Consider the following 22580-nt stretch of genomic DNA (forward strand, 5'->3'; position numbering starts at 1 on the left):
AACCAAGAAGCGAAGATTATGAAATATTGTGTGCTATTATGTGGACTGCTGCTGATGCAGGCAGTCGGTTTATCGGCTAAGGAACGGGCACGGTTGCAGGCGGATGATGTGAACATCAGCCGCAGCGGCGGCAGCGTGCACGTATCCTTCAGGCTGAAGGTAGAAAGATTGGCTAAGGATTACATTTTGAGAGTAACCCCGTTATTGTACGGGAAAGACGGGCAGCAGGCTGTGCTTCCGCCATTGGAGTACGGCAGCCGCACGGCACAGATTGTTGAGTGGAGAGAAAAAAGAGTGAAAGAAAAGCGGAAGTCTGCTTCTGCATACCACAAGTCGGGAGAAGAGGTTGCCTATACCTTCGTCCTTCCCTACGGGGAATGGATGAATGGCGCTTCCCTGCGTTTGGATGCAAAGAGCAAAGGGTGTTGCAGCGAAGAAATGCTGCCGCCCGTGCTTTTGGCAGAGGATGTGGCGCTCATTGTTCCCGTCGAACAGCCCGTGCCCGTAATGCCCGAATTGGTTCCGGCTCCCGTTGTAGAGAGTGTTGCCGAACAGTTGGCGCAGGAGAATACCTTCCTCGAAGAGTGGACGGGAAGCACCAGAAGCGATGAGGCTGCCGTTGCCGACGATACGGAAACAGCGATGGCCATTCATTTCCCGATAGGGAAGTGGGATGTCCTGCCCGATTACGAAGATAACCATATTGCTTTGGATCATCTCGTGTCCGTCCTCGACAAGATTGCCGGAGCAGAGGACTCACGCATTGCCAGAATTCTTGTGGTGGGAGCGGCTTCTCCCGACGGTTCTGCAAAGCTGAATGAATACCTTGCCGGTAAGCGTGCGCAGGCATTGACCGATTATATTACAAGCCACACTGCCCTTTCTCCCTCTCTGTTCGAGATAAGCAATATCGGCGTGGCATGGAATGCCCTGCGTGCTCTGGTTGCCGACAGCGATATGGCGGGCAAGCAGCAGGTGCTGAACATTATCGATACCGTTCCGGTATGGGATGCTACCAAAAATGTCGGCCGTTTGGGGCTTATCATGCAACTGAATCAAGGCAAGACCTATGAGTATATGAAACGGCACTTCTTTCCGAAGCTTCGTAATGCAGGATATATAAAGGTGTTTTATGAAGCGCAACTGTAGATTGAAAGCTTGAAACGACAGTAAACAAACCAATTTTATTAATATTTTTTTGAAACAACAATGAAGAAGATTAATTTATTAGCAGTGGCTCTTGCAGCCTTCACCATGTTTTCATGCTCCAACGAGGAGATTACCGATTTGGGCAGCAATGCTCCGGGCGAAAAGGCTACTCTCACCATCAGGGTGGAAGGAGCAGGTAATAACGTGGCGCAGTCGAGAGCGACAGGTAGTGCCGGTACTACAACCGATGTTGTAATTAACGACTACGTCGTATTCATTTTCCGTGACGGCGGTGCTTTGGACTGTCCGCCTCATTACAGTTCTTCCAACGCGGCGGCTACGATAGCCGACGGTACAACTGCTGCCAAGACGGCTTATGTAATAGCCAATACCGGTGTACTTGCCAATGGCCCTTTTGCTAATGTAACAAAGGAAGCTGACCTTAAGGCCGTTACCGCTGACTTGATGTCCAATAGCAACACGGCTACCCAAACGAAAGATAACCTTTGGATGTCGGGTGTGGAAGATATAACCTTCAACGGTACAAGCGGTTCGGTTATCGTACAATTAGGTTTCGTTGCAGCCGAGATTGAACTTATCGTTAAGGACAACCGTACCAATCTCACCGGTGGTAGTAATATTACGATTACAGACGAAAACGTTGTATTGCTATATGCGGGTAAAAGTGGAAAATTCTTTGGCACAGAAGCAGAAAAGACAACTCAATCCGAATTCTATTCGGGCGATGTTTCTTATATAACAAATGTTGGCTCAAATATTACAGAATCCGCAGCTTTGAAAGATGCGGTAAGCACAGCTTTTACTGCTAATGCAGGTGGTGATGTTTTCAACCACTTCTACACCTTCGGTAACGATGGTGCGACTCAACCGACAATTCTTGCCATTCAGTCTAAAAGAACGATAAACGGTAACGATGAAATCATTTATTACCCGATTCAGTTCACAGCAGATGATGCCGGACAAACTATCAAACCGGGTAATTATTACACCGTAACCCTTACCTTGAATGGTGACGTGGATGCCGGTGGTGGCGGTGGTGTTACCAATCCGGATCTGCCGCTCATCGATTCATCGGTAACGGTCACTATCACGGCAGCCTCATGGACTCCTGTAACTTTTAACAAAATTTTCCTATAGAATTTCATCTTATTCTTTAAAGCTGCACCGAAAGGCGGGTATCTCCCCCCATGCCCGCCTTTCTTTTCACTCATGCCATTGATAAAATTCAATAACTAAAAAACAATACTGACCATCAATTAAAAAAACAACTCATGCAGAATAACAAATTCCATTATAGCCTGCACATACTGCCTATCTTGTTCTTTATGGCATTTGTATCTGCAAGCTGCATCAAGGACGACCTCGGCGATTGTCCTGCTCCCCGCACTCCCGGCTTTTCCTTACAGTTAAAGGCTTTTGATGCCGATGGTGGAAGCCTCGACAGTGAAACGATAAAAGACATCACGCTTTATATATTCGATGCCGATAAAGCATTGCTCGACATCCGCAACGTTCTCCTTTCGGAAACCGTGACTCTGGATTATCCCGGACACGACAACCTGAAACTGGTGGCGTGGGGCAATGGCAAACAAGGCGCCCAGTCGATGCCCGCATTGAAAGAGGGCGACCACTTAGAGACGGCATTCGTGTCGCTCATCCAAACTCGGACAACCTTACCCGTGGCAGGCTCGCCCAACGACCTGTTCTACGGCACTATAGATATAACTCCCGCTGCCGACGCTTCTGCCAGGGAACTCCCCTTGCGTCGCAAAGTCTCAGGGGTAGCCATTACAGCGCGCCACCTCAGAGAGTATATAGGCAGCACCGAAGGCGAGTACCACTACATCGTGCGCAAAACCACCGACAAGCTCGACTTCTACGGCAGGTCCAACGGCACGGAAGTAAGCTACCGCCCTCAGGCGGCATTCAATGACAAAGGCGAATTCGTATCCCCTGCTTTCAATATATTCCCCACCGAAGCGGACATCAAGATAGACATCTACCACCGCGACGTGCTGAAAACCACCGTAATTACCGACAGCAACGGTAACCCCCTGCGTGTGTCGGAAGGCAGGCTGCTCAATGTGCTGGTAGACTTTCAGGGAGCTGTAAGCGTAGACGTCAGAGTCACCGACTGGGGCAAACAGGCGATATGGAAAGAATTTTAATGGCGATATAGCATAGAAAAAGAAACTGTTTATGATGAAAAAGATAGCAATCCTGTACTTTCTCGGTGCACTGCTCCTTTCGGGGTGTGTGCGCGATGAATTTGATACCACACGTGTGGAAGAAGGCTTGGCGGCACATGTCGGACTGAAAATGGTGATGCCCGATATGGGCGGTGAACACGGTGAGGGAAGCACACGCAGCACTGCCGATACCCGTGCCGTAGATGACGATGTGGAGAACAGGCTGGAAACCCTGCGCGTACTGATATTCGACAGCAATGGCGATATAGTGACCAATAACGTATATACGGAACAGTCGGCAGGTTCGCTTTCGTCGCTTCGGATAGAAACCCGGTCGGGTGGCAATAGTACATTCTGTTTCGTTGCCAACAGCAAGGACGATATGGACGAACGGCTGTCTGCCATCACTTCCTACGATGCTCTCCGTGAATTTGTGATGACAGCTTCCGGCTTGTCCTTCGGCCTGAACTCCACCGATCCTCTTATTATGACTGCAATTGTGGAGAACGTAAACGTGCAGCCGGGTAACAATGCCATTGATACCCCCGTACAGCTTCAATACCTGGCTGCAAAACTCACGCTGCGTGTCATTGACGAGACTCCTGTCGAACATACTGTATCCGTTATCGGCTGGGACGTACTGGATGCTCCGGCGCGCAGCTACCTCTTTGCGAATGACACAGATGTCAATCCCGACCCGGATACCTCTGCCGATAAAGACGAATATTGGATGACGACCTCGGTGGATTATCCTTTTGAAAAAGAGGATGACATTCAGCTTATAGAACCAGGATCAACTCGATTGGTTAAGAGATTTTCTCAAACACTCTATTTCTTCGAGAACCGTCGCGGCGAACGGGTTCCTAATACCTTACCCACCAATCCCGACGAACGATATCCCAATATGGCTATAGGCGATGGGGACCCCCGTGGTAAGGCATGGTTCAAACCCAAGCGCGCCACCGCTATTGTCATCACCGCCATGCATAAGACTGTAGACGCAGCGAAGGAGATAAAGGCGTATATCTATTTGGGCGGTAACAGTTATAAGGATTACAATATCCGCCGCGGATATCATTATACAATTGATGTAAAAGTGAGAGGAACCAATAATATCCAGATAGATACGAATTTAAAGGTTGCCGATGGTAATTTTGTGGTAGACTATGGCAAGAACCTTACGATGGATGCACATCCCGATTTCCGCCCCATGCGCATGCATGCCGCTAATGGCACGGGAACCATGGAGATACTCGACTCGCAAGGCAGGACTTACGATGAACCGGGTTTTGATGCTACTTGGCTCAAAATCTCTCCTTTGAACCTGATGTACCATCAGGTGAAGCAGTCGCCGCCCAATGATGAGTGGCAGCAAGCTGCCGAACCTCAAAGTAAAATCGTGCGTCCTAAGTATATTCCGCACAAGAGCGTCCGGGAAAAATTGGCGAGTAAAGGCGGTTGGAACACTATTCCTGCCGGTAAGGAAGATGATGACAATATGACATTTGCCGATGCCACCTACCGCATGTGCTATAAGATAACGGACATACCGTTTGCCGATGTCACGGTTACTAATCAGACATTGCATGTTTATGCCGATGAATTTCTGGAGAGAGACGGTGACCGCACTGCAAAAGTACGTTTTACCTACCGCAATAATGCTACAGGAGTGGAGGAAGTCAAGACTATTACTGTCAGCCAGAAAGGATATTATTCTTTCTATCTGGATGATAACGACCCCGATGCCGGACTGTGTGTACTGAACGAAGACGGAACACCGAGTAATGTGCGCAAAAAAATGGTGGGGGAAAGATTTCCGGAGTATAAATTGGCCATGAATCCGGGAGTTTCTCCTGTTCTGCAGAATCTATTGTCTATGGAATGGGGATTTCCTAACTCTTATATCTATAGCGGTGATGATAAATACCGCAACGGTAAATACCTGACGGCAAATCTGGTTTATAAGGATGTTGTCAGAAAGGATAATGAGCCTGTCGAATTCGGACTTGGCAGTGACTCTTACAGGAATATGTTTAATGGTGGAGCACTGGGGGTGGACGGAAAGCCTCTTCAAGCCTATACCGGAACGAATACCGGAGCGCCATATTATTATCCGGATCCAGCCGGAGATATTTATCATCCCATATACAAAAGCTCTGCTGCCCGGTATTGTTTTGAGAAAAACCGTGACCTGAATGGCGACGGTATTATTGATGATTCTGAGACTTTTTGGTATTTGCCGGCGCTGAATGAAGTGTATCTCCTTGCGATAGCCACCAATGTAGAAGATTTTGCTTTTGGAGGAGCTGTTCATCAGAGTTCTACTGAAGGTGGAGCAACTGTTTCGAGAACCGTTAGAATGTACGGTGGTAAAGGTACGGGTTCCTATTTATATCCAAATTACTCTGAAGATAATAAGAATTATGGGGGTCAGCTTCATAAGATTACCCGTTGTTGGAGAGAGTTGAAATAAGGCAAGAATATGGTTTTATTAAAATTAAGTTACAATATAGAATGAAAAATAGCATGAAAATAATACTGACCTTGTTGGCTTGTTTGCTGGCAACAACAGCCGGCTATGCCCAAAGAGTATATGAGGAAGGTGGGAAAGTTATCATAGATGCCTCGGCAATACCGCATACGAAGGTTAAGAAAGCGAGGACTACCGATGCTACACTTGATGCCCCGGGAACAAATACCCTTGAGAATTCAAGTTCACATATAAATAATGATAAGGTATATTACAAATTTGAGGTTTCACCAGACTATACTTCTAACTATAAATATACATGGTTTGATGCATTAGAGGCATGTGCGAATTCGACAAAGGACGGTGGAGGTTGGCGTTTGCCGACACAGAGGGAGCTGCTATTGATATGGGTACTGACGCCTGAACTGGAACAGTTTGGCATCTCTCCTCCTGAGACTAGTACGGGGCAATACGCCGTTTCTTATATGCTGTCGGCTACTGAATATTCTGCTGGTACCGTAGGCATAGTTCAAAATACTTATAGAAATGGTGTGCTCACGATGCGTTGTCTAAGTGGTAATATATTTTCGTCGGTTGGTGTAACGGGGAAAGATACCCGCGAAAGATACCGTTTTTTTCGCTGTATCCGCGACCTTGATTAATCCCGTTTCATCCTTGCCTTCAGTCATTCTCCAATAACTGAAAACGATAAAAACAATCAAAATGAAAAAGATAACTGTCTTGTACCTACTGTGTATGCTGCTCCTTTCCGGTTGCACGCGCGATGAATTCAATACCGTCCGTGTGGAAGAAGGCATTGCTGCACGTGTCAGCCTGAGAATGCTGCCGCCCGATATGGGCGCTGCAAGCAGTACAGGCAGCGGTACCCGCACCGTTCCTTCCGATGTGGAGAACCGGCTGGACAACCTGCGTGTACTGATATTCAACGGTAGTGGCGAGCTGGTGACCAACCGCAAATACACGGCACAGCCCAATGGGTCATCGCTCTCGTCTCTCCAAATAGACACGTGGTCGGGTAGTAACCATACATTCTGCTTTGTGGCAAATACTAAGGACGATATGGACAGTCGGCTGGCTGCCGTTACCTCTTACGATGCCCTCCGTGAATTCATGGTAACGGCGTCCGGTTTGGACTTTGGTCTGAACTCTACCGAGCCTCTTGTGATGACCGCAATCCAGGAACATGTAGACGTGCAGCCGGGCACCCATACCAGCACAACCCCCATACAGCTTCAATACCTGGCGGCAAAGCTCACGCTCACCGTCACCGATGCAACTCCCGCGGGGCAGGAAGTAACCGTCATCGGCTGGGATGTGCAGGATGTTCCGGTGCGCAGCTACCTCTTTGAGGGCAATGCCGACATCAATCCCGATCCGGATACCACTGCCGACGACAAGGATGAATACTGGCTGACAAGCACCGTAGACTATCCCTTCGAAACGGAAGACAAACAGGCAAAGACCGTTTCCCAAACGCTCTATCTCTTTGAGAACCGTCGGGGCGGACGTATAGCCAGAGCATTGCCCGATGACCCCGGCAAGCAATATCCGGGCATGAAGCAAGACGATGCCGACTCCCGTGGCAAGGCATGGTTCAAACCCGGGCGCGCCACTGCCGTTGTCATTACTGCCATGCACACAACCGATGTCGAAGTGAAGCGGGTAAAGGCATATATCTACTTGGGCGAAGACAACCACAGCGATTACAACATTCGTCGCGGCCATCACTACACCTTTAACATTACAGTGCGTGGCGTTGACGACATCAAGGTAGATACGAATGTGGACTCTTCCGTAGGCGATTTCCTCATAGACTACGGCAGCAACCTGACAATGGACGCGCACCCCGATTTTCGTCCCATGCGCATGCACGCCGCAAACGGTACGGCCGTTGTGGAGATACTCGATTCGCAAGAACGGGCCTGCGATGAACCGGGTTTTGATGCCGACTGGCTGAAAATCTCTCCCTTGAATCTGATGTATCATCAGGTGAAGCAGTCATCGCCCGGCGATGCGTGGCAGCAGGCTGCCAACCCCGAAAGCAAGTTTGTGCGTCCCAAATATATTCCGCACAAAAGCATCCGGACAAAGCTGGAAGCTGAAGGCAAGAGCGGCTGGCCTGCCGTTCCCTCAAATCTGGACGATGACGATAGCCTGCCCTTTGCCGATGCCACCTACCGCATGTGCTACCGGATTACGGATATACCGTTTGCCGATGCGTCCGTAATTGACCGGACTTTCTACGTCTATGCCGACGAATTTTTGCAGAACGGCGGCAACCGTACCGCACGGGTGCGTTTCTCGTTCTATAAGAATGGGGGAGATCCGGATAAACCGGAAATACGGATTTTCATTATCAATCAGTCGGGGTATCTCTCTTTTTATACGGATGATAATCATAAGGGTGCAGGGCTGAATCTTTTGAATGAGGACGGAACGCCGGGCAGTGTGAAAAGGAAAATGGTCGTGGAAAGGTATCCGGAGTTCAGCATGGTGATGAATCCGGGCATCGACCCTTCGCTGCAGAACATAAGCACGATGCAATGGGGATTCTCCGACGGTTATGTTTACAACAGTCCGGACAAATTCCGCAATGGCAAGTTCCTGACGGCAAATATGGTGTACACCGATGTACGGCGTACAGATAACGAGGCAACCGGATTTGGAATGGCATCCGACTCTTACAAGGATATGTACGGAAGCGAGCTACGCAATGCTAAAATCGGCGCTTATACCGGTACTGTTACCGGAGCACCCTATTATTATCCGGATCCTGCCGCAGATATTTATCACCCGATATACAAGAGCTCCGCCGGACGGTATTGCCACGAGAAGAACCGCGACCTGAACGGTGACGGCATCATCGACGAATCCGAAACCAACTGGTATCTGCCTGCGCAGCAGGAGTTGCTCCTGATGCTTATTGCCCTGCCCCAGAACGAACGTAATTTTGCAGGCAGCAGTTTTATCTCTTCTACCGAAACAGGACCTCGTAACTATGGTTACGCAGCATTTGGCATAAGGCAGGGCTATCCCTTTATATTCAGCAATACGCAGGGTAAAATGGCGTCGGTGACTTATACCGTCCGTTGCGGCAGGGAACTGAGGTGATGTTGCATGTGAATGAATGTACGGTTATACGCAAATGAAACAGCAATGAGGATATGAGAAAAAGCATGAGAACATTATGGGTTATGTTGTGCTGCCTGACGGTAGCAGCAGGTTATGCCTAGGAAGTGGTGAAAGAGAACGGAAAAATCATTATAGACGCTTCTGCCATACGGCACACCAGGACTAAGAAAGCGCGTGCCACGGACGGCACAAATGCCAGGCTCGGTACGGATAATGGAACCAATATCGGTTCGGCAGCGAGCGACGAGCAAGTGTATTACAGGTTTGAACTGTCTGCAGCCAGATTTTCCGCTACCTGGATTAATGCTGTAAACAGATGCAAGAATCTTACCGATGATGGCGGCGGCTGGCGCTTGCCCACACTTAAGGAAGCGATACTGATTTACATCCTGTGGCCGGAGCTACAGAAAGCAGGGCTGACGGAAGTGGCAGGAGGAACGGCTACCGAAGCGGGTGGGGGCGGAAACACATACCCGTATGTACGTTATAATGATGCGGGAGCCATTGTTATGGACGCGAAGAATGTTAGTGAGGATAAATATTTTCGCTGCATCCGCGACCTTGATTGAAACTGCATGTTTTGCTTTGTTGTTCGTGGTGGTTGGAAAAAGTAAAAGTATCCGGCTGGTATTGATAATAAGGATTTTACTTGAATTTTAGAATTGGAATTAGAATGATAACGAAATTAATAGAACCCGAAAACAGTCCCTATGCTATGAATAAAAAAGGTTTGTCCCGACTTTGTTCGTGTTTTTGTTTGTTTGCACACAGAGGGATATGCTACGGAATCGCTTGCGGAGGCGTCCTGTTTTTAGCGATTTTCGTAGCCGTTTTCGGTTTTCCTGTATGGGTGTCTGAGCTCTTCGAGAAGCGGATGGAGGCACGTAGGAAAAATAGAGTAGTGAACGCCGGCAGATGAATGATAATCGGTAAATGAATGCTGAGTGAGAGCCGGTAGATAGATGAATGACAGATAACAGAAGTATTAATAGTTTTAATAATTGATAACCCGTAATGAAGAATCCTAAAAAAGAAACGCGTGATGTCATAGCCAAGCACGTCCGTTGGACCGAAGCATTGCGCGTAGTGCGTGCTTACCACCCCGAAGTGACCATTATCTTGCCCCAGGAGAAAACTCAGATTTATCCCGGCGACGATGTGCGGGGCATGATTGCCCCTGCCGTCGGCGTCATCCGCCATGCACTCGATGCAGGAGTGTGGCAGTGGCACGGATACACTGCCGAGTCGCGTGTGAAGCAGGTACGCACCCTGCTCAGCCATTACTTCCATTATCACGAGGATAGCATCCATCCGGCAGAACTCGACCTGATGATTGAAGATTTGTTGTTTGTGCATAAAGCCTGAGGAGAATTTCCTAAAGTGATAATCGAACCTATTTGTGGTAAAGGTCATTTTTAACTGAATTATTTATGCGTATCTCAAAAGTAATTTTTATTTGCTGTTTTCTTCTGCCGTTTTTGGGCTCTTGCACCCAGGACGAAATAGAAGACAATAGTTATCCGTTATCAGAATATGACGGCACGGGTGTTTTGTTTCGTTTAAAGGCAGACTCTTTTGACGATACGAGTTCCGCTACCCGCACCGTGGATTTGACCACACCTTTCGATACCCTTTGTGTCTATATCCTCAAAGAGGGCCAAATTGACATCGACCGTGAAGTTAAATTCCCCGATCCTACAACAATTATGGTGGAAGGGCTCGAAACCGGCACCTACAACCTTCTTATATTAGCCATGAAAGGTAACTATAAAGAGGATGGAGCCCGGATACATAAAATAGAGAAAAGTTCCTCACCGTGGCTGTCTTTTCCTGAAAATACGCCGGCGAAGCCTCTGAAAGCCCAATATTATTATACGAATCACAAGTTCTCGGTAATAAACGGAAAAATCAAGATAGAGGAAATACGCATTCCCCAAGCTGTAGGGCTGGTCTCTTTTGATATACAATACAAAAGCGATTACGTGCGCAAATCGGTTCACGACTGTCATTTTATTCCTTCGGAAGACAGCAGGAGCTATTCTGCCCTGCATGCAGACGGCAGCCATTCGGGACAGCGAAGCATAGCATCCTTCTCGTTATCGGAACAAAAACAGTGCTTATTTTTCCCTACCGTAAAGGATGGTTTTTCCGGTCAAGTAGTAGTAAATACAATGAATCACCGAAAGGAAAGTTTTGACACGGAGTATGATGCAAAGGCAACCTTAGATGCCGCCAGGCATTCTACCATACATGTGCAGGCTGTACATCCGGAAGACAATATGGGTACTAACCTTGCCGATGAGCTCACTCCTCTAAATTATTATACAATTCTAAGTGATGAAGAACCTGCTTCAGTCTATACCAATGCAAATCTACGGTCATTTTATATAACCCAACCTTTGCAGATAAATATGGAGAACGATAGTTTGCACATGAGATTTTATTCTCCCGTAGGCATAAAAGAGGTTACAGTCATGGCAAAAAGTCCGACTATGGATGAATATGTGGAGTTCGTTTACATTGACGACATTCCGGCATTTGCCGATATTAAGACATCGATAAAGGTACTGGAGAAAGGATTATACCGCACTGAATCAGGGAAAGTTCTACAATTTTCAGCAGAAGAGATGAATCCGGCTTCCTTGAGTCTTAAGATAGCTTGCAACGACCCGTATTGGACTAAGATTTCCCAGATAAAAGCGAAATGGTACATCAAATTCGTACTTAATGGAGGAAATCCCGTAACAGGAACTCCCAACAAGAACTGGTGGGGAATACGCCCTGTACATTGCAGGGAAGCTGTTGCACTCTTTTTGAATATCGGATATATGTGTACGCTGGAAAAGTTCCAGCAGCGGGTTTCGACGTTCCAAGGAACCTTTCTTGACAATAACAGGTATCCAGTTGACACATCAACGCTTATATCCAGACTGGAAAACCTTTCCGGATTCGACATCGGACTTATATATAGTGGCAATGGTGTATCAGGATTAGGTGGGGGCAGAACATGGGGAGTCTATCAGAAATCTTTCCTTTATCATTACGAAAACAGCGGCGGATGTTGTTCCACTATTTTTCACGAATTAGGTCATTGTTTAGGCTACAACCATAATAGCACCATGACATACGGACAGTGGGCTTCGGGATGTGCCGATGTGTTCTACAAGAATAACATAAAAGATTTTCCTGTCAATTCCCACACAATATTAAAATCAAGAAGTAATCCCAATATCTACTAATAATTATGAAACATTTGTCTGTTATTATATCTGTATTATTTTCAATACTTTGCATCGGATGCTCTAAGGAGGATTTTAACGATGGAAAAACCAATGATGTTCAGAACAAGCATTCTCTCCGGCTTTTGGTCTATACACCGACTTCGGAAACTGTTCTTAGTACGGACCTGCCGAGAAACATAGAGGCTTATCTGTTCAAAGAGGGAGTTCTGTCCGACGTTTACAAAAATCTGACAGTGGATAAGAACGGATACACTACAATCAGCTCGTTAGCCGAAGGAGAGCAAATCTATTTCTTTGTAAACACCGGTAATCTGCTGGATGGGATTACACAGGAAATAGGCCGATTGAAAGAGAACGAACTGCTTGCCACTACAATACTCTCTGCCTCTCCTCAAGCAGATGGAGAGAAACCGGTGATGACCGGAAAGGCAGACTTAACCGGAAGCCAGGAGAGTACCACCCAAGTATTGCTTACACGGGCCATTGCCAGAGTAGACTTAAACATAGCTGACGATGCCGACATACAAATCAATAGGATAAGTATGGATAACATACATTGTGAAGCATTCCTGCTTCCGCAAAACCCGGTCAGTTCACCGTCCGGTGCAGCATTGGCAAAAATAGACACTACATTCAATACCCCGTTGAAGCCGGGTGAATATGCCGGATTAGTCCACCTGTATGAACAAGTGGGGGACGGTATTCCTGTGGAGCTGCATGGCACTCTTGAAGGCGATCCTGTCACACTTTCACTGGCACTGCCTAACACAATCCATAGAAACCACATTTATAAAATAAAGTTATTTAGCGGAGACAGTTCTAATTTGCAGGCAAGCATATCCGTGGAAAATGAAAGTTGGGAAGTCGAAGAAACTATCACGGCAAAACCTTCTACCCATATTTTGGTTAATAGTGAACTTTCTACTTTGGCTGAAGGGGCGTATGTAAGTGCAACAAAAGATACGGTTTACCTCCCGAGCAAAGAGTCAACGTCAATACTTGTACTGGATAAGGTGCCGGAAGATGCGGAATTCACAATTGATGGGACAACAGCCTCCATTACTCCGTATACGGAAACTCGTGCCGACCTTCAAGGGAAAAAGTTCTTGGTACGCAATTCTTGGAAAAAGCCGGGTACTAAGACGGAATATATGTACCTGAATATGCACAGCAAGAGGCACCCGGACTACTACAGTGGCCGGTTGGTAATTGTTCAGTCCAATGCCACGACCTTCAAGGGAGAATTGTATAATCATCTTACAAACACCCCACCCTATAACATTCATTTCAATAAATATGTCGACAGTGCTTTAGGTCGGATAGAGGTACCTAAGAACTATGAGGTTAGTGTCAGTGGTGGCAGTTGGCTAAGGGCGATACCCCAAGGAGACGGAGTTTATGAGATTCAGGCAGGCTACAAGCCTAACGATCCGGAAGCCAATGGCAGCACTCAGGAGGGTTTGCTCACCGTGAACGGCCCGAATGGCATACATGAAACATACACCGTTACCCGGTTGAATCACGGCTTGCCTGTTGTCCTTATGGGTGATACTTACTGGTGTCGTTTCAACTTACAAGGAAACTCAAAGAGTTTCGACGACCAGATAACCGTCAGTGAATCTGAAACAATAGGTGATCTGTCTGCCTATTTTGCCTCTTGTTCTGACGAGGATTTTGTACGTTTAACCGGCAGTCAGTACAAAGGGCGCTATACGCAGGGAATGAATTTAAAGTATGACGCATCCGTCCCGCGTTTCTATTTCGATTCGTATGAGTCGCTCCAGAATCCGGCAATCATAGGAAATGGATCGGTAAGCAGCCATTGTCCGGAAGGATACCAGCTTCCTACTTCGAGAGATTTTGAGCTTTTGTTAAAATCGGGGGCTATTAACTACACGCTTAATGGCACACCGGTAAATTACACAACGGGTAGTGGAAGACCGGCCGTTATTTCAGCCCATAGCCGAGAAAATATAGCGTGGGAAGGAGGTCTCCTTGCAACAGCCAATTACATCCAAATTGCTTTTGACGAAAACAATCTGGTCTTGGGAGGATTCGGTCACCAATTTGATTCTTCAAAATCAATTGCTGCAAAGGTATTGTGGGCAACCATAAGTGGAGGGCACCAAAGCTGGACTCATACAGGGACTACAGCCAAGGCGGAAGACCATAATGTAAACAAATCCCGTACGATTCGCTGCATTAAGACGTCACCGGCTTTTATAATAGAAGAATAATTCGGTGTTAGTTCTTGGTGGTTTTGCTTTAGTAGGGTACAACGGTTGAATGTGTGTCAAAACTAAAATCCGCTTACTATTTGTTTCTTTTTTAGGCACGGATTACGCGGAAAACACGGATTTTCTTTGTTCTTTTTCCGTGAAATCCGCGAAATCCGTGCCTAAAAAGAAATAGCCGCGCATATAGGAAAATATATCAGTAATGATTTATAATGGAATATATCAGTTATTGTTATTTCTGCAGCCTGTCAATCAATGCTGTTTTCACTACCTCGTATCCTTCTTGTGGGTTAAAATGCTCATCAGGACGGAGCAATTGTTTGGTATCTCCTAAAAATTCCTCATCTTGCATTTTTTCTTCCATATTAATGATAAACTCCTTGTATGTAGGAATGTGATCCACCACAAAATCCATATACAGATTATAACATTTTAGTACATTTACGATATTAAGCTCTTTTGTTGTCAGTGCTTTATACAAATCGTACAAATCTCTTCCTTTTCTTCTTTGATATAATGCTCTGAGTTTTGTGCCTACAAGCTCATCAAGTTGGTAAGTAAGAACATCGCATCCTCCTTTGTACCATTTATTTGAAACGGAAAATGGAATTTTCTGCATAGGTAGCACATTGAAATGTTCCTTACAGTTTATTTCTATCTTTAAATGAATAGGAACAACCGGAGGTATTTCGGACTCCATTCTGAATATTAAAGTATTATTGTTCCTCTTTTGCTTAATCTTTGGCTCTCCGAGAAATGATAAGGCTTCTCTAATATGATCGTAAGTTTCTTTTATTGGCTCTGCTGTAACCTGTACAAGGTCAATATCCTCACTATATCTGGGCTGAGGAGAAAGGTATAGTTTATGCAAGGCCGTGCCACCGCGAAAAGCAAGATGAGATGCCAGATATTCATCTTTATATATTTCTGTTAAGGCTCTACAAATAAGTAAGTCTTGCTCTACTTGTTCTGAGTCGGTCCATGGAACAGTTTCATTCCATTCTCTAATTGCAAATTCGGGTATCATTCGTCTACTTCTATTTCTTGGTTAATGATTACTTTCCATTTTTTTTCTATTTCACAGTCCAGTGTAGATTTACCTATCTTGAACGGTATTTTCCTCATCGGGAGGGAAGAGGTCTTAGCTTTAAGCTTATCTGCAAGTTCTTCTCTCTCCAAAACATATTCTAATATATATCCCAATCTTTGATATGTAGGAGTTGATGTAAGATTGAAGAAATCTTCATCTAATCTGTCGAAGTCAATGCTATCTACCAATTCATTTAGTACGGTACATACCCTATTTAATCCGCCTACATATTTTTCATTCTCAATTAAATCAATTGCAGTCAATTCTGGCGAGGACACATTTACATAGCCTGATTGAGCTTTATGTTTCCGTATGAATTTTTCCGGTATGTTTTTCTTTGAGAAGAAAAGAATAGAAGTTCCTGTTTTTGTGGTATTTCTCAATTTGGGAGCCTCTGTTGTCACGGAGAAAGTTTGAGCTCTTTGATGTGATGCTCCATAGAACGATGCTGCATTAAGTAAACTGATATAGTATTCTTTTCTTAAGAATACCATTAACGCGTCAATATAAAATACAGGCGGGATAATCGCTTTCAAAGCATATTCAATCGGCATGATAACATAAAACCCTTTCCAGGGAGAAATAATTTTTTTCTTTATAGTTAAGCGATATAACGAAGTACTGATATAGGCATTACCAAATTGAGGAAAATTCTTTTGAACTTCCTCAATAGTGAAAGTGTAATACCCTCTCATCTCTTTTTCTTCAATCCAGTCTGATAAGCTTTGTTCTTTCATGTGCTCTGCAATATAATTGCAAAGATAATCATTTTCTGATGATAAATGCAATTCTATTGCTTTAATTCCGTGTATTTTTCTCCCCACCGGAGTCTCTGTTTCACAACTATTAATTCAGTGAAATAAAATACGTACTTTCCTTTCTAATTGTTTGTAAAGTAAATATTTACATGATTTTACGTGTAAATATTTACTTTTCATGCCTCTTCGTTATTTGATATTTTTGTGTATTCATCGTGCATTGGGGCAGTGAAACGCTTCCGGGCGGTGTGGTATAAATTTTAAACAATTAGAAAGAATAATGAAATCAATGAAAACACATCGTCTGTCAGGGGCGGACACATCGTCTGTCAGGGGCGGACACATCGTCTGTTACACTCGTATACATCATCCGTAGGGGTGGAACGCATCATCGGTTCTGCCGCTCTGCGTCGCCGTTCCGTACCGCTACGCCGTAGATATACGATAGTATATCTTATCTTCTATTGAATTATATTGTGTACGCTGCGTGGCCGGAAGCATGGCTGCCGCACGTGCATAACCGGTTGACGTAAAGGCATGTGCCGTGACCGCCGGAGCGGTCGTTTTCCGGTTTCGACATTTATCAATATTTATCTGTAACTTTAGTATGAAAAACAATTTGCTTAGAATGGGCTATGTCATGGTTTCGCGTGCATTGCTACAAGAGATTTGCGAGAAAAAAGGTGCGGCATGCTGCGAGGAAGAAGCCTTCCTGCGGGTGCTGACAAACGTCAACTTCAAGCCTGCCGTAGTATTCTGCAACGGAGCCGGGGTGCAGTGTGCCCGTGGAGAGTCCGTCATCACTTTTATGGGCTGGGCGGACATATTCGGCTGGACAAGGGCGCGTACCCGGCGCTTTTTCGACCGGTGCTTCGCTGCAGGGCTTATCGAGCGCGTGCCGGGCTGTTGCCCCAGCCACATCCATGTGCCCGGCTATGATGCCTGGACGGGACAGCCGGCATCCATTGGGAAGGTTATGAACGCTGCCGGCAGCTTTTCCGCCGCTGCCGTCCCCGTTGCCGCCAAGTCGAAATCTTCCGCCGCTTTCGAAGAGTCGCTGAAGGAGTTTCTTGCCTATTACGGCCGCACCACCCACCTGCCGGTGGAGAACGGCAGCTATGTCCGCGCCCTTTGGAAAAAACTCTCCACCCGCGAGCGCGAACTTGCCTACCGGAAAGTGGAAGATTATTATTTCAGCCTGAACAATACGCATTTCTGCTACCAGGCTGCCAAATATCTGGAATATAGAATCTTTGAAAACGAATTTGTCAATTAATCGCCCTTTTATCCTTATGGCAGAAATCCTCAATCCTCATGATGCCGACCTGGAGTCGGTAATCTTAGGCGCTTGTCTCGCCGAAAGTACCGCTATGGTGCTTGTAAGCGGGAAGCTGTGCCCCGAAATGTTTTACGAAGCGAAGTATGGCGAAATCTTTGCCGCCCTGCTTGCCATGCACCGCGCGGGCAAGGCGATAGACATCATTACGGTGCGTGCCGAGCTTGCCGCCCGTGGCAAACTGGAGTTCGTGGGCGGCGCCTTCGAGCTGGCGCGTCTGTTGGGCAGGGTGGCATCGTCCGCCCACCTGGAGTATCATGCGCTTATCTTGCGCGGCATGTATATCCGGCGCGAGATGATTAGCGACCTGCATCGTCTGCTTGCCGTAGCCGCCGATGAGACGGTGGATTTGGGCGATGCCCTGGCCGGACTGCATCAGCTTATCGAACACCTGGAAGGTAAAACCGACTTTGCCGGCTGCCTGCGCGACATGGACCGCCTGATGCTGGATACCCTTAGGCAAATGGACGGCAGGGTGGCGAACAACCGCGACGGCATCACCGGCATCCCCACCGGCCTGCGCGACCTCGACAGGCTCACTGCCGGCTGGCAACGGGGCGATCTGCACATCATAGCCGCCCGTCCTTCGGTGGGCAAGACCGCCTTTGCCCTGCATCTGGCACTGGCGGCGGGACGTGCCGGGAAGCAGGTGTTGGTGAACAGCCTCGAAATGCAGGGCGAAAGGCTGGGCGACCGCTGGCTCTGCGCACAGGCTGCCTCGCTGGATGCCGGACACCTCAAAAGCGGGCAACTCAGCGCTGACGAGCAGCAACAGGCTCTGGAAGCCGCCCGGCAACTGTCGTGCCTGCCTGTGTATGTGGACGACAACCCGAAGGCGAGCATGGATCATATCCGCTCGTCGGCTCTGCTGCAAAAGAGCAAGGGGCATTGCGACCTGCTGATTATCGACTATCTGCAACTCTGCGATATGAAGTCGGAACAGAAGAACCGCAACCGTGAGCAGGAAGTGGCGGAAGCGAGCCGCAAGGCAAAGCTGATAGCCAAGGAGCTGGATATTCCCGTTATCCTGCTTTGCCAGTTGAACCGTGAGTGCGAGATGCGTGCCGACAAGCGGCCTGCACTGAGCGACCTCAGAGAGAGCGGCGCCATCGAGCAGGATGCCGATGTGGTGATGTTGCTCTATCGTCCCGCACTGTACGGACTGACGTCCGAGCGCAAGAGCAAATTCCCTTCCGAAGGGTTGGGCATGGTGATTCTTGCCAAGCACCGCAACGGCGAGACGGGAGATGTATATTTCGGGCATAACCCCACGCTGACGAAGATTGGCGAGTACGAACCCACACTGGAGTGGATGGCGAGAAACGCACGCTCTTCCTGTTAGAAAAAAACTTCGCTTTTATCGGAAAATAAATGGCAAAATACTTGACTTTGCCTCTCTGATTTCGTATCTTTGTGATGTGCTCGAGAGGGGAAGTAATTATTGGATAAGGCGCCTTAAATCTTTTGTTTGTTGTGTGTCCCGGGCTTTTTCTTTTAAGAATTTTATTTACTGTTTTTTTAATCTAAACCTAAACTTTATTTTTATGGATGTACTTGTAGAACGCTTTCAGCGTCGTAGAATCGTGAGCGATAAAAGCTCTCCCATGTTGTATTATCTCCGTCAGAAACCCAAAACGTGCGGAACGGTGGATATTGATGTCCTCGCCGCCAGTATTCAGAAGAACTGCGCCATGACAAAAGGCGATGTGAAGCACGTGATAGAGGCTCTTGTGGAAGAGATTCAGGCGAACCTTGCCAACGGCGACAAGGTGAAGCTGAACCAGCTCGGCACGCTTCACATGACGTTCCGCTGTCCGGGTGTGGAGAAGTCGGAAGACTGCACGGTGAGGAATATCTCCAAAGTGAATATCCGCTTTGTGCCCGACAAGGAGCTGAAGCTTGTGAACGGCAGTACGGCTGCCACCCGCAGCCCGGCAAATGTGGCTTTCTCGCTGGACAAGCCTGCGGATGGCAGTTCTTCCGGTGGTAGCGGCGGCAATAGCGGCGAAGAGGAGAATCCGCTCGGATAGTCGGTTTCCTGCTGATTTTCGGTATCAGTCTTAGGGCTTGTCTGAATATTGTTCTGAATATTGTTTGGAAAGCATGTTTCCTGCTTCTTCCGGATTTCCCGGATTTCTTTTCATCCCGTTTTCCCTTTTTATGTGGAACAGCATTCGGGCACGCCCTTATCATAGTTTTTAACCTAACCCTTAATTTAAATCTTATGGCAACAAAATCAAACTGGTGGGACAAGCTCCTTAAAATCGTAATCGCCGTAGCTTCGGCTGTTTTAGGCGCTTTGGGCATGAACGCAATGCCCGCCTGATTGTACTTCATACGTAAATTACGTACTTAATTCTTAAGTTACTTAACTTTATACTTAATAAAAGTGAGATTTATCAACCTCATCGTCATCCACTGTTCCGCTACCCGCTGTGACCGTAGCTACACCGAACATGACTTGACAACAGACCACCTGCGCCGGGGCTTCTCCGGCGCAGGTTATCACTATTACATCCGCAGGAACGGCGATATAAAGACGCTCCGTCCCATGACACAGCCCGGTGCGCATGTCCGCGGCTACAACGCCCACAGTTTGGGCATCTGCTACGAAGGCGGACTCGATGCGCACGGACATCCTGCCGATACCCGCACCGATTTTCAGAAACACTCCCTGCGGGTGCTCGTAATGCTGTTGCTGCGCGATTATCCCGGCAGCCGCCTCTGCGGTCACCGCGACCTCAGTCCCGACCTGAACGGCAACGGCGAGATAGAACCCGAAGAGTGGATAAAGGAGTGTCCCTGCTTCGATGCGGCTGCGATTGTGCGGGAAGCAGCGCCGCCTAATCCGGGGTGTGCGGGGTGAGGGGAGATGTTTTTTCAGTCTTTCCAGTTTCTTTCCAGATTTGCCCCATACTTTTGTGGCATGAGAAGAGGTTGTATCAATGAAGCCTCTTATGGTAAAGAGAAAAACAGTGTCTTGAATTTGTAAATGAAAAAAAGAATGATTATGAAAAAACATTTGTTTGCCATGGTTTGTATGGCTGTGAGTTTGTGGAGTTGCAGTAACGACGATGCACCTGTTGTCGGTGGTCCGGAAAACGGTAAGGTGAGTGCCGAGGCGCAGGCTGCTTTGTTTCAGCTCTATCCGAATGCTACCGATGTGAACTGGTCGGTGAAAGGAGAGTATGTGGTGGCGGATTTCAATATGGCGGCTACCCGTGCGGCAGCAGGCGAATATGCGGCCTGGTTCGACAATGCCGGCCGGTGGTACATGACGACGGACAGTGAAATCCTCTTCGACCAATTACCCGCAGAAGTGAAAACCGCTTTCGGCGAGAGCGAGTACTCCGCATGGACCGTCGACGAGGTGGAACGGATTCAGCGCAATGGCCTGGAAGATGTCTATGTGATTGAAGTGAAGAATACGGTAGACGGCGTGGCAACGGAAATCGACCTTTATTATTCGAAGGACGGCGTACTGGTGAAAAAACTGGTCGACATGGACGAAGATTATGATTACAGCGATTACATCCCCGTAGCTCCGGCCGCAGGTGTGGACGCGTTCCTGAAAGCGAATTTCCCCAATGCCCGCATTCTGGACATCGACCGTGAAGATAACATGACGGAAGTGGAAATCCTGGATGGAAAGGTAGTGCGCGAACTGCTGTTTGACGGGACGGGCAACTGGCTGTTTACCAAGACCGAAATGAGCTATGCCGCATTGCCCGCTGTGGTGAAACAGGCGTTGGACGCTTCTGAATATGCCGGTTACCGGGTGGACGATGTAGACCATTATGTAACTTCGGCAGAGGAATATTACCGCCTCGAACTGGAGTCTGTCATGGGTGACGTGAAAGTAAAGATTACCGCCACCGGCGAATTGTCGCCGATGGAGCAGAACCCTGCCGGACCCGGAAATAATGCCGGCGGCATACTGACCGACAAAATCAAGGAGTTCATCACTCAGAAATATGCGGGAGCGCGTATCATCGAATCCGATATGGAGAAAGGCATGACGGAAGTGGAAATTTTTCACGAAGGACGTGAGAAAGATGTGTACTTCAACGGTGCGCAGGATTGGGTGAGAACCGAATGGGGCGTGCGGGTGAATGAACTTCCCGCGGCAGTGCTCGATGTTATCAGAAAAACGTATGCGGATTATAGGATAGATGATGCGGATTATGTGGAAACACGTACCGAATCGTATTATCTGGTGGAACTGGAACGGGGAGAAAACGAAGTCGATCTGCGTATTCTTCCAAACGGAACGATTCTTTAACGGAGTGATTCTTTAAACGAAAATGGCTTTGACAGCCTCTGATATGTGCGCGCGTACGGGCGCGCATATATTATATTGTGTCCCTCTTTTCATCCCTTTCTTCTTTCTGCTGGCATTCAAAAAAAATATGTTCTTCAACATGTTTATCAATCAGCGTGTTACGAAAAAGTTTTCATCTTCCGTGTAAAAAATCCCCTGATATATTTGGCTTGTATGTTATAAAGTCCTACTTTTGCACCCGCTTTCGAGAACGGGAGCAGCGATGTTTTGACATTCTGACAGGAACGGCGTAGGAACTCTTACATATTTCTTCTGCTTGGGACTTGTTTCTTTCTGAAATTCCCCTTTGAAAAAGCAGAATGAAAAAAAACTTCCGGAAACATTTGGAAGATATGAAATAAAGTTCTTACCTTTGCACCCGCTTTCAAAAAGTAAGCAGCGTTGGTTGACACTTTTTCTTGAATCCGGGTCGGTAAAACAACCTTTCTTTTGTTCTCCCTTTCGCAAGAGAGATGACGGGAAAAAGGAAAGATGAAAAAAAACTTCCGAAAATATTTGGAAGATATACTTAAAAGTTTTTACCTTTGCATCCGCTTTCCTGAAAAGAAAGCCGACATAAAAGAAGCGATCTTTGAAGAGATTTACATAAACAA

The 22580-nt window shown here is 47.1% G+C and carries 19 protein-coding genes; 16 read left to right on the forward strand and 3 right to left on the reverse strand.

Annotated features, from left to right (window positions below):
• The first annotated feature begins 18 nt into the window (after positions 1-18).
• The 10 genes from H8S52_RS10510 to H8S52_RS10555 all read left to right on the forward strand — a co-directional run bounded on the left by H8S52_RS10510 (position 19) and on the right by H8S52_RS10555 (position 14461).
• Positions 19-1149, forward strand: a complete 1131-nt coding sequence (locus H8S52_RS10510) for a hypothetical protein (protein ID WP_255470038.1) — start codon at positions 19-21, stop codon at positions 1147-1149.
• A 60-nt stretch (positions 1150-1209) separates the two neighbouring features.
• A complete protein-coding gene (locus H8S52_RS10515; protein WP_186909764.1) occupies positions 1210-2307 on the forward strand; it encodes a fimbrial protein in 1098 nt (365 codons plus the stop codon).
• 134 nt (positions 2308-2441) lie between these two features.
• The gene (locus H8S52_RS10520) at positions 2442-3338 is read left to right on the forward strand and encodes a FimB/Mfa2 family fimbrial subunit (protein WP_186909765.1); all 897 of its coding nucleotides are present in this window, start codon (positions 2442-2444) and stop codon (positions 3336-3338) included.
• 31 nt (positions 3339-3369) lie between these two features.
• Positions 3370-5832 carry a fimbrial protein gene (locus tag H8S52_RS10525; RefSeq protein WP_255470039.1) on the forward strand — a complete coding sequence of 821 codons (2463 nt, stop codon included), beginning with the start codon at positions 3370-3372 and terminating at the stop codon, positions 5830-5832.
• A gap of 41 nt (positions 5833-5873) precedes the next feature.
• A complete protein-coding gene (locus H8S52_RS10530; protein WP_186909766.1) occupies positions 5874-6491 on the forward strand; it encodes a hypothetical protein in 618 nt (205 codons plus the stop codon).
• A 61-nt stretch (positions 6492-6552) separates the two neighbouring features.
• Entirely contained in the window at positions 6553-8961 is a 2409-nt protein-coding gene (locus H8S52_RS10535; RefSeq protein ID WP_186909767.1) for a DUF4906 domain-containing protein, read from the forward strand.
• A 128-nt stretch (positions 8962-9089) separates the two neighbouring features.
• Entirely contained in the window at positions 9090-9551 is a 462-nt protein-coding gene (locus tag H8S52_RS10540) for a hypothetical protein (protein WP_255470040.1), read from the forward strand.
• A 445-nt stretch (positions 9552-9996) separates the two neighbouring features.
• Complete coding sequence (locus H8S52_RS10545) at positions 9997-10347, forward strand: hypothetical protein (RefSeq protein WP_117899808.1); 351 nt, start codon at positions 9997-9999, stop codon at positions 10345-10347.
• Positions 10348-10412: 65 nt separating this feature from the next.
• Positions 10413-12221, forward strand: a complete 1809-nt coding sequence (locus H8S52_RS10550) for a hypothetical protein (RefSeq protein ID WP_186909768.1) — start codon at positions 10413-10415, stop codon at positions 12219-12221.
• A 5-nt stretch (positions 12222-12226) separates the two neighbouring features.
• Entirely contained in the window at positions 12227-14461 is a 2235-nt protein-coding gene (locus H8S52_RS10555) for a hypothetical protein (protein WP_186909769.1), read from the forward strand.
• Between the two features lie 232 nt (positions 14462-14693).
• Here the strand turns inward: H8S52_RS10555 and H8S52_RS10560 are convergent, their stop codons facing one another.
• Entirely contained in the window at positions 14694-15488 is a 795-nt protein-coding gene (locus H8S52_RS10560) for a nucleotidyl transferase AbiEii/AbiGii toxin family protein (RefSeq protein ID WP_186909770.1), read from the reverse strand.
• The gene (locus H8S52_RS10565) at positions 15485-16375 is read right to left on the reverse strand and encodes a type IV toxin-antitoxin system AbiEi family antitoxin (protein WP_231376888.1); all 891 of its coding nucleotides are present in this window, start codon (positions 16373-16375) and stop codon (positions 15485-15487) included. Before H8S52_RS10565 ends, H8S52_RS10560 begins: the two co-directional genes overlap by 4 nt.
• 541 nt (positions 16376-16916) lie before the next feature.
• Between H8S52_RS10565 and H8S52_RS10570 the strand changes: the two genes are divergently transcribed.
• From H8S52_RS10570 to H8S52_RS10595, 6 genes are all read left to right on the forward strand, one after another.
• Complete coding sequence (locus tag H8S52_RS10570) at positions 16917-17585, forward strand: hypothetical protein (protein WP_117945779.1); 669 nt, start codon at positions 16917-16919, stop codon at positions 17583-17585.
• A 16-nt stretch (positions 17586-17601) separates the two neighbouring features.
• Positions 17602-18987 (forward strand): replicative DNA helicase, encoded by a 1386-nt coding sequence (gene dnaB / locus H8S52_RS10575; protein ID WP_186909771.1) that lies wholly within the window; start codon positions 17602-17604, stop codon positions 18985-18987.
• A gap of 202 nt (positions 18988-19189) precedes the next feature.
• Complete coding sequence (locus tag H8S52_RS10580; RefSeq protein ID WP_016661692.1) at positions 19190-19675, forward strand: HU family DNA-binding protein; 486 nt, start codon at positions 19190-19192, stop codon at positions 19673-19675.
• A gap of 194 nt (positions 19676-19869) precedes the next feature.
• The gene (locus H8S52_RS10585) at positions 19870-19971 is read left to right on the forward strand and encodes a smalltalk protein (RefSeq protein ID WP_016661691.1); all 102 of its coding nucleotides are present in this window, start codon (positions 19870-19872) and stop codon (positions 19969-19971) included.
• Between the two features lie 63 nt (positions 19972-20034).
• Complete coding sequence (locus H8S52_RS10590; protein ID WP_117666696.1) at positions 20035-20511, forward strand: N-acetylmuramoyl-L-alanine amidase; 477 nt, start codon at positions 20035-20037, stop codon at positions 20509-20511.
• 138 nt (positions 20512-20649) lie between these two features.
• Positions 20650-21927 (forward strand): PepSY-like domain-containing protein, encoded by a 1278-nt coding sequence (locus tag H8S52_RS10595; RefSeq protein WP_117941636.1) that lies wholly within the window; start codon positions 20650-20652, stop codon positions 21925-21927.
• 216 nt (positions 21928-22143) lie between these two features.
• Here the strand turns inward: H8S52_RS10595 and H8S52_RS19820 are convergent.
• A partial coding sequence (locus tag H8S52_RS19820; protein WP_255470042.1) for a hypothetical protein occupies positions 22144-22580 on the reverse strand: 437 nt, incomplete at its 5' end.

The organism is Bacteroides sp. NSJ-48 (assembly GCF_014287405.1).
GTDB classification, from domain to species: domain Bacteria; phylum Bacteroidota; class Bacteroidia; order Bacteroidales; family Bacteroidaceae; genus Bacteroides; species Bacteroides stercoris.

Coding starts and splice junctions, on each gene's coding strand:
- H8S52_RS10510 (WP_255470038.1), top strand. CDS start 19: ATGAAATATTGTGTGCTATTATGTGGACTGCTGCTGATGCAGGCAGTC.
- H8S52_RS10515 (WP_186909764.1), top strand. CDS start 1,210: ATGAAGAAGATTAATTTATTAGCAGTGGCTCTTGCAGCCTTCACCATG.
- H8S52_RS10520 (WP_186909765.1), top strand. CDS start 2,442: ATGCAGAATAACAAATTCCATTATAGCCTGCACATACTGCCTATCTTG.
- H8S52_RS10525 (WP_255470039.1), top strand. CDS start 3,370: ATGATGAAAAAGATAGCAATCCTGTACTTTCTCGGTGCACTGCTCCTT.
- H8S52_RS10530 (WP_186909766.1), top strand. CDS start 5,874: ATGAAAAATAGCATGAAAATAATACTGACCTTGTTGGCTTGTTTGCTG.
- H8S52_RS10535 (WP_186909767.1), top strand. CDS start 6,553: ATGAAAAAGATAACTGTCTTGTACCTACTGTGTATGCTGCTCCTTTCC.
- H8S52_RS10545 (WP_117899808.1), top strand. CDS start 9,997: ATGAAGAATCCTAAAAAAGAAACGCGTGATGTCATAGCCAAGCACGTC.
- H8S52_RS10550 (WP_186909768.1), top strand. CDS start 10,413: ATGCGTATCTCAAAAGTAATTTTTATTTGCTGTTTTCTTCTGCCGTTT.
- H8S52_RS10555 (WP_186909769.1), top strand. CDS start 12,227: ATGAAACATTTGTCTGTTATTATATCTGTATTATTTTCAATACTTTGC.
- H8S52_RS10560 (WP_186909770.1), bottom strand. CDS start 15,488: ATGATACCCGAATTTGCAATTAGAGAATGGAATGAAACTGTTCCATGG.
- H8S52_RS10570 (WP_117945779.1), top strand. CDS start 16,917: ATGAAAAACAATTTGCTTAGAATGGGCTATGTCATGGTTTCGCGTGCA.
- dnaB (WP_186909771.1), top strand. CDS start 17,602: ATGGCAGAAATCCTCAATCCTCATGATGCCGACCTGGAGTCGGTAATC.
- H8S52_RS10580 (WP_016661692.1), top strand. CDS start 19,190: ATGGATGTACTTGTAGAACGCTTTCAGCGTCGTAGAATCGTGAGCGAT.
- H8S52_RS10585 (WP_016661691.1), top strand. CDS start 19,870: ATGGCAACAAAATCAAACTGGTGGGACAAGCTCCTTAAAATCGTAATC.
- H8S52_RS10595 (WP_117941636.1), top strand. CDS start 20,650: ATGATTATGAAAAAACATTTGTTTGCCATGGTTTGTATGGCTGTGAGT.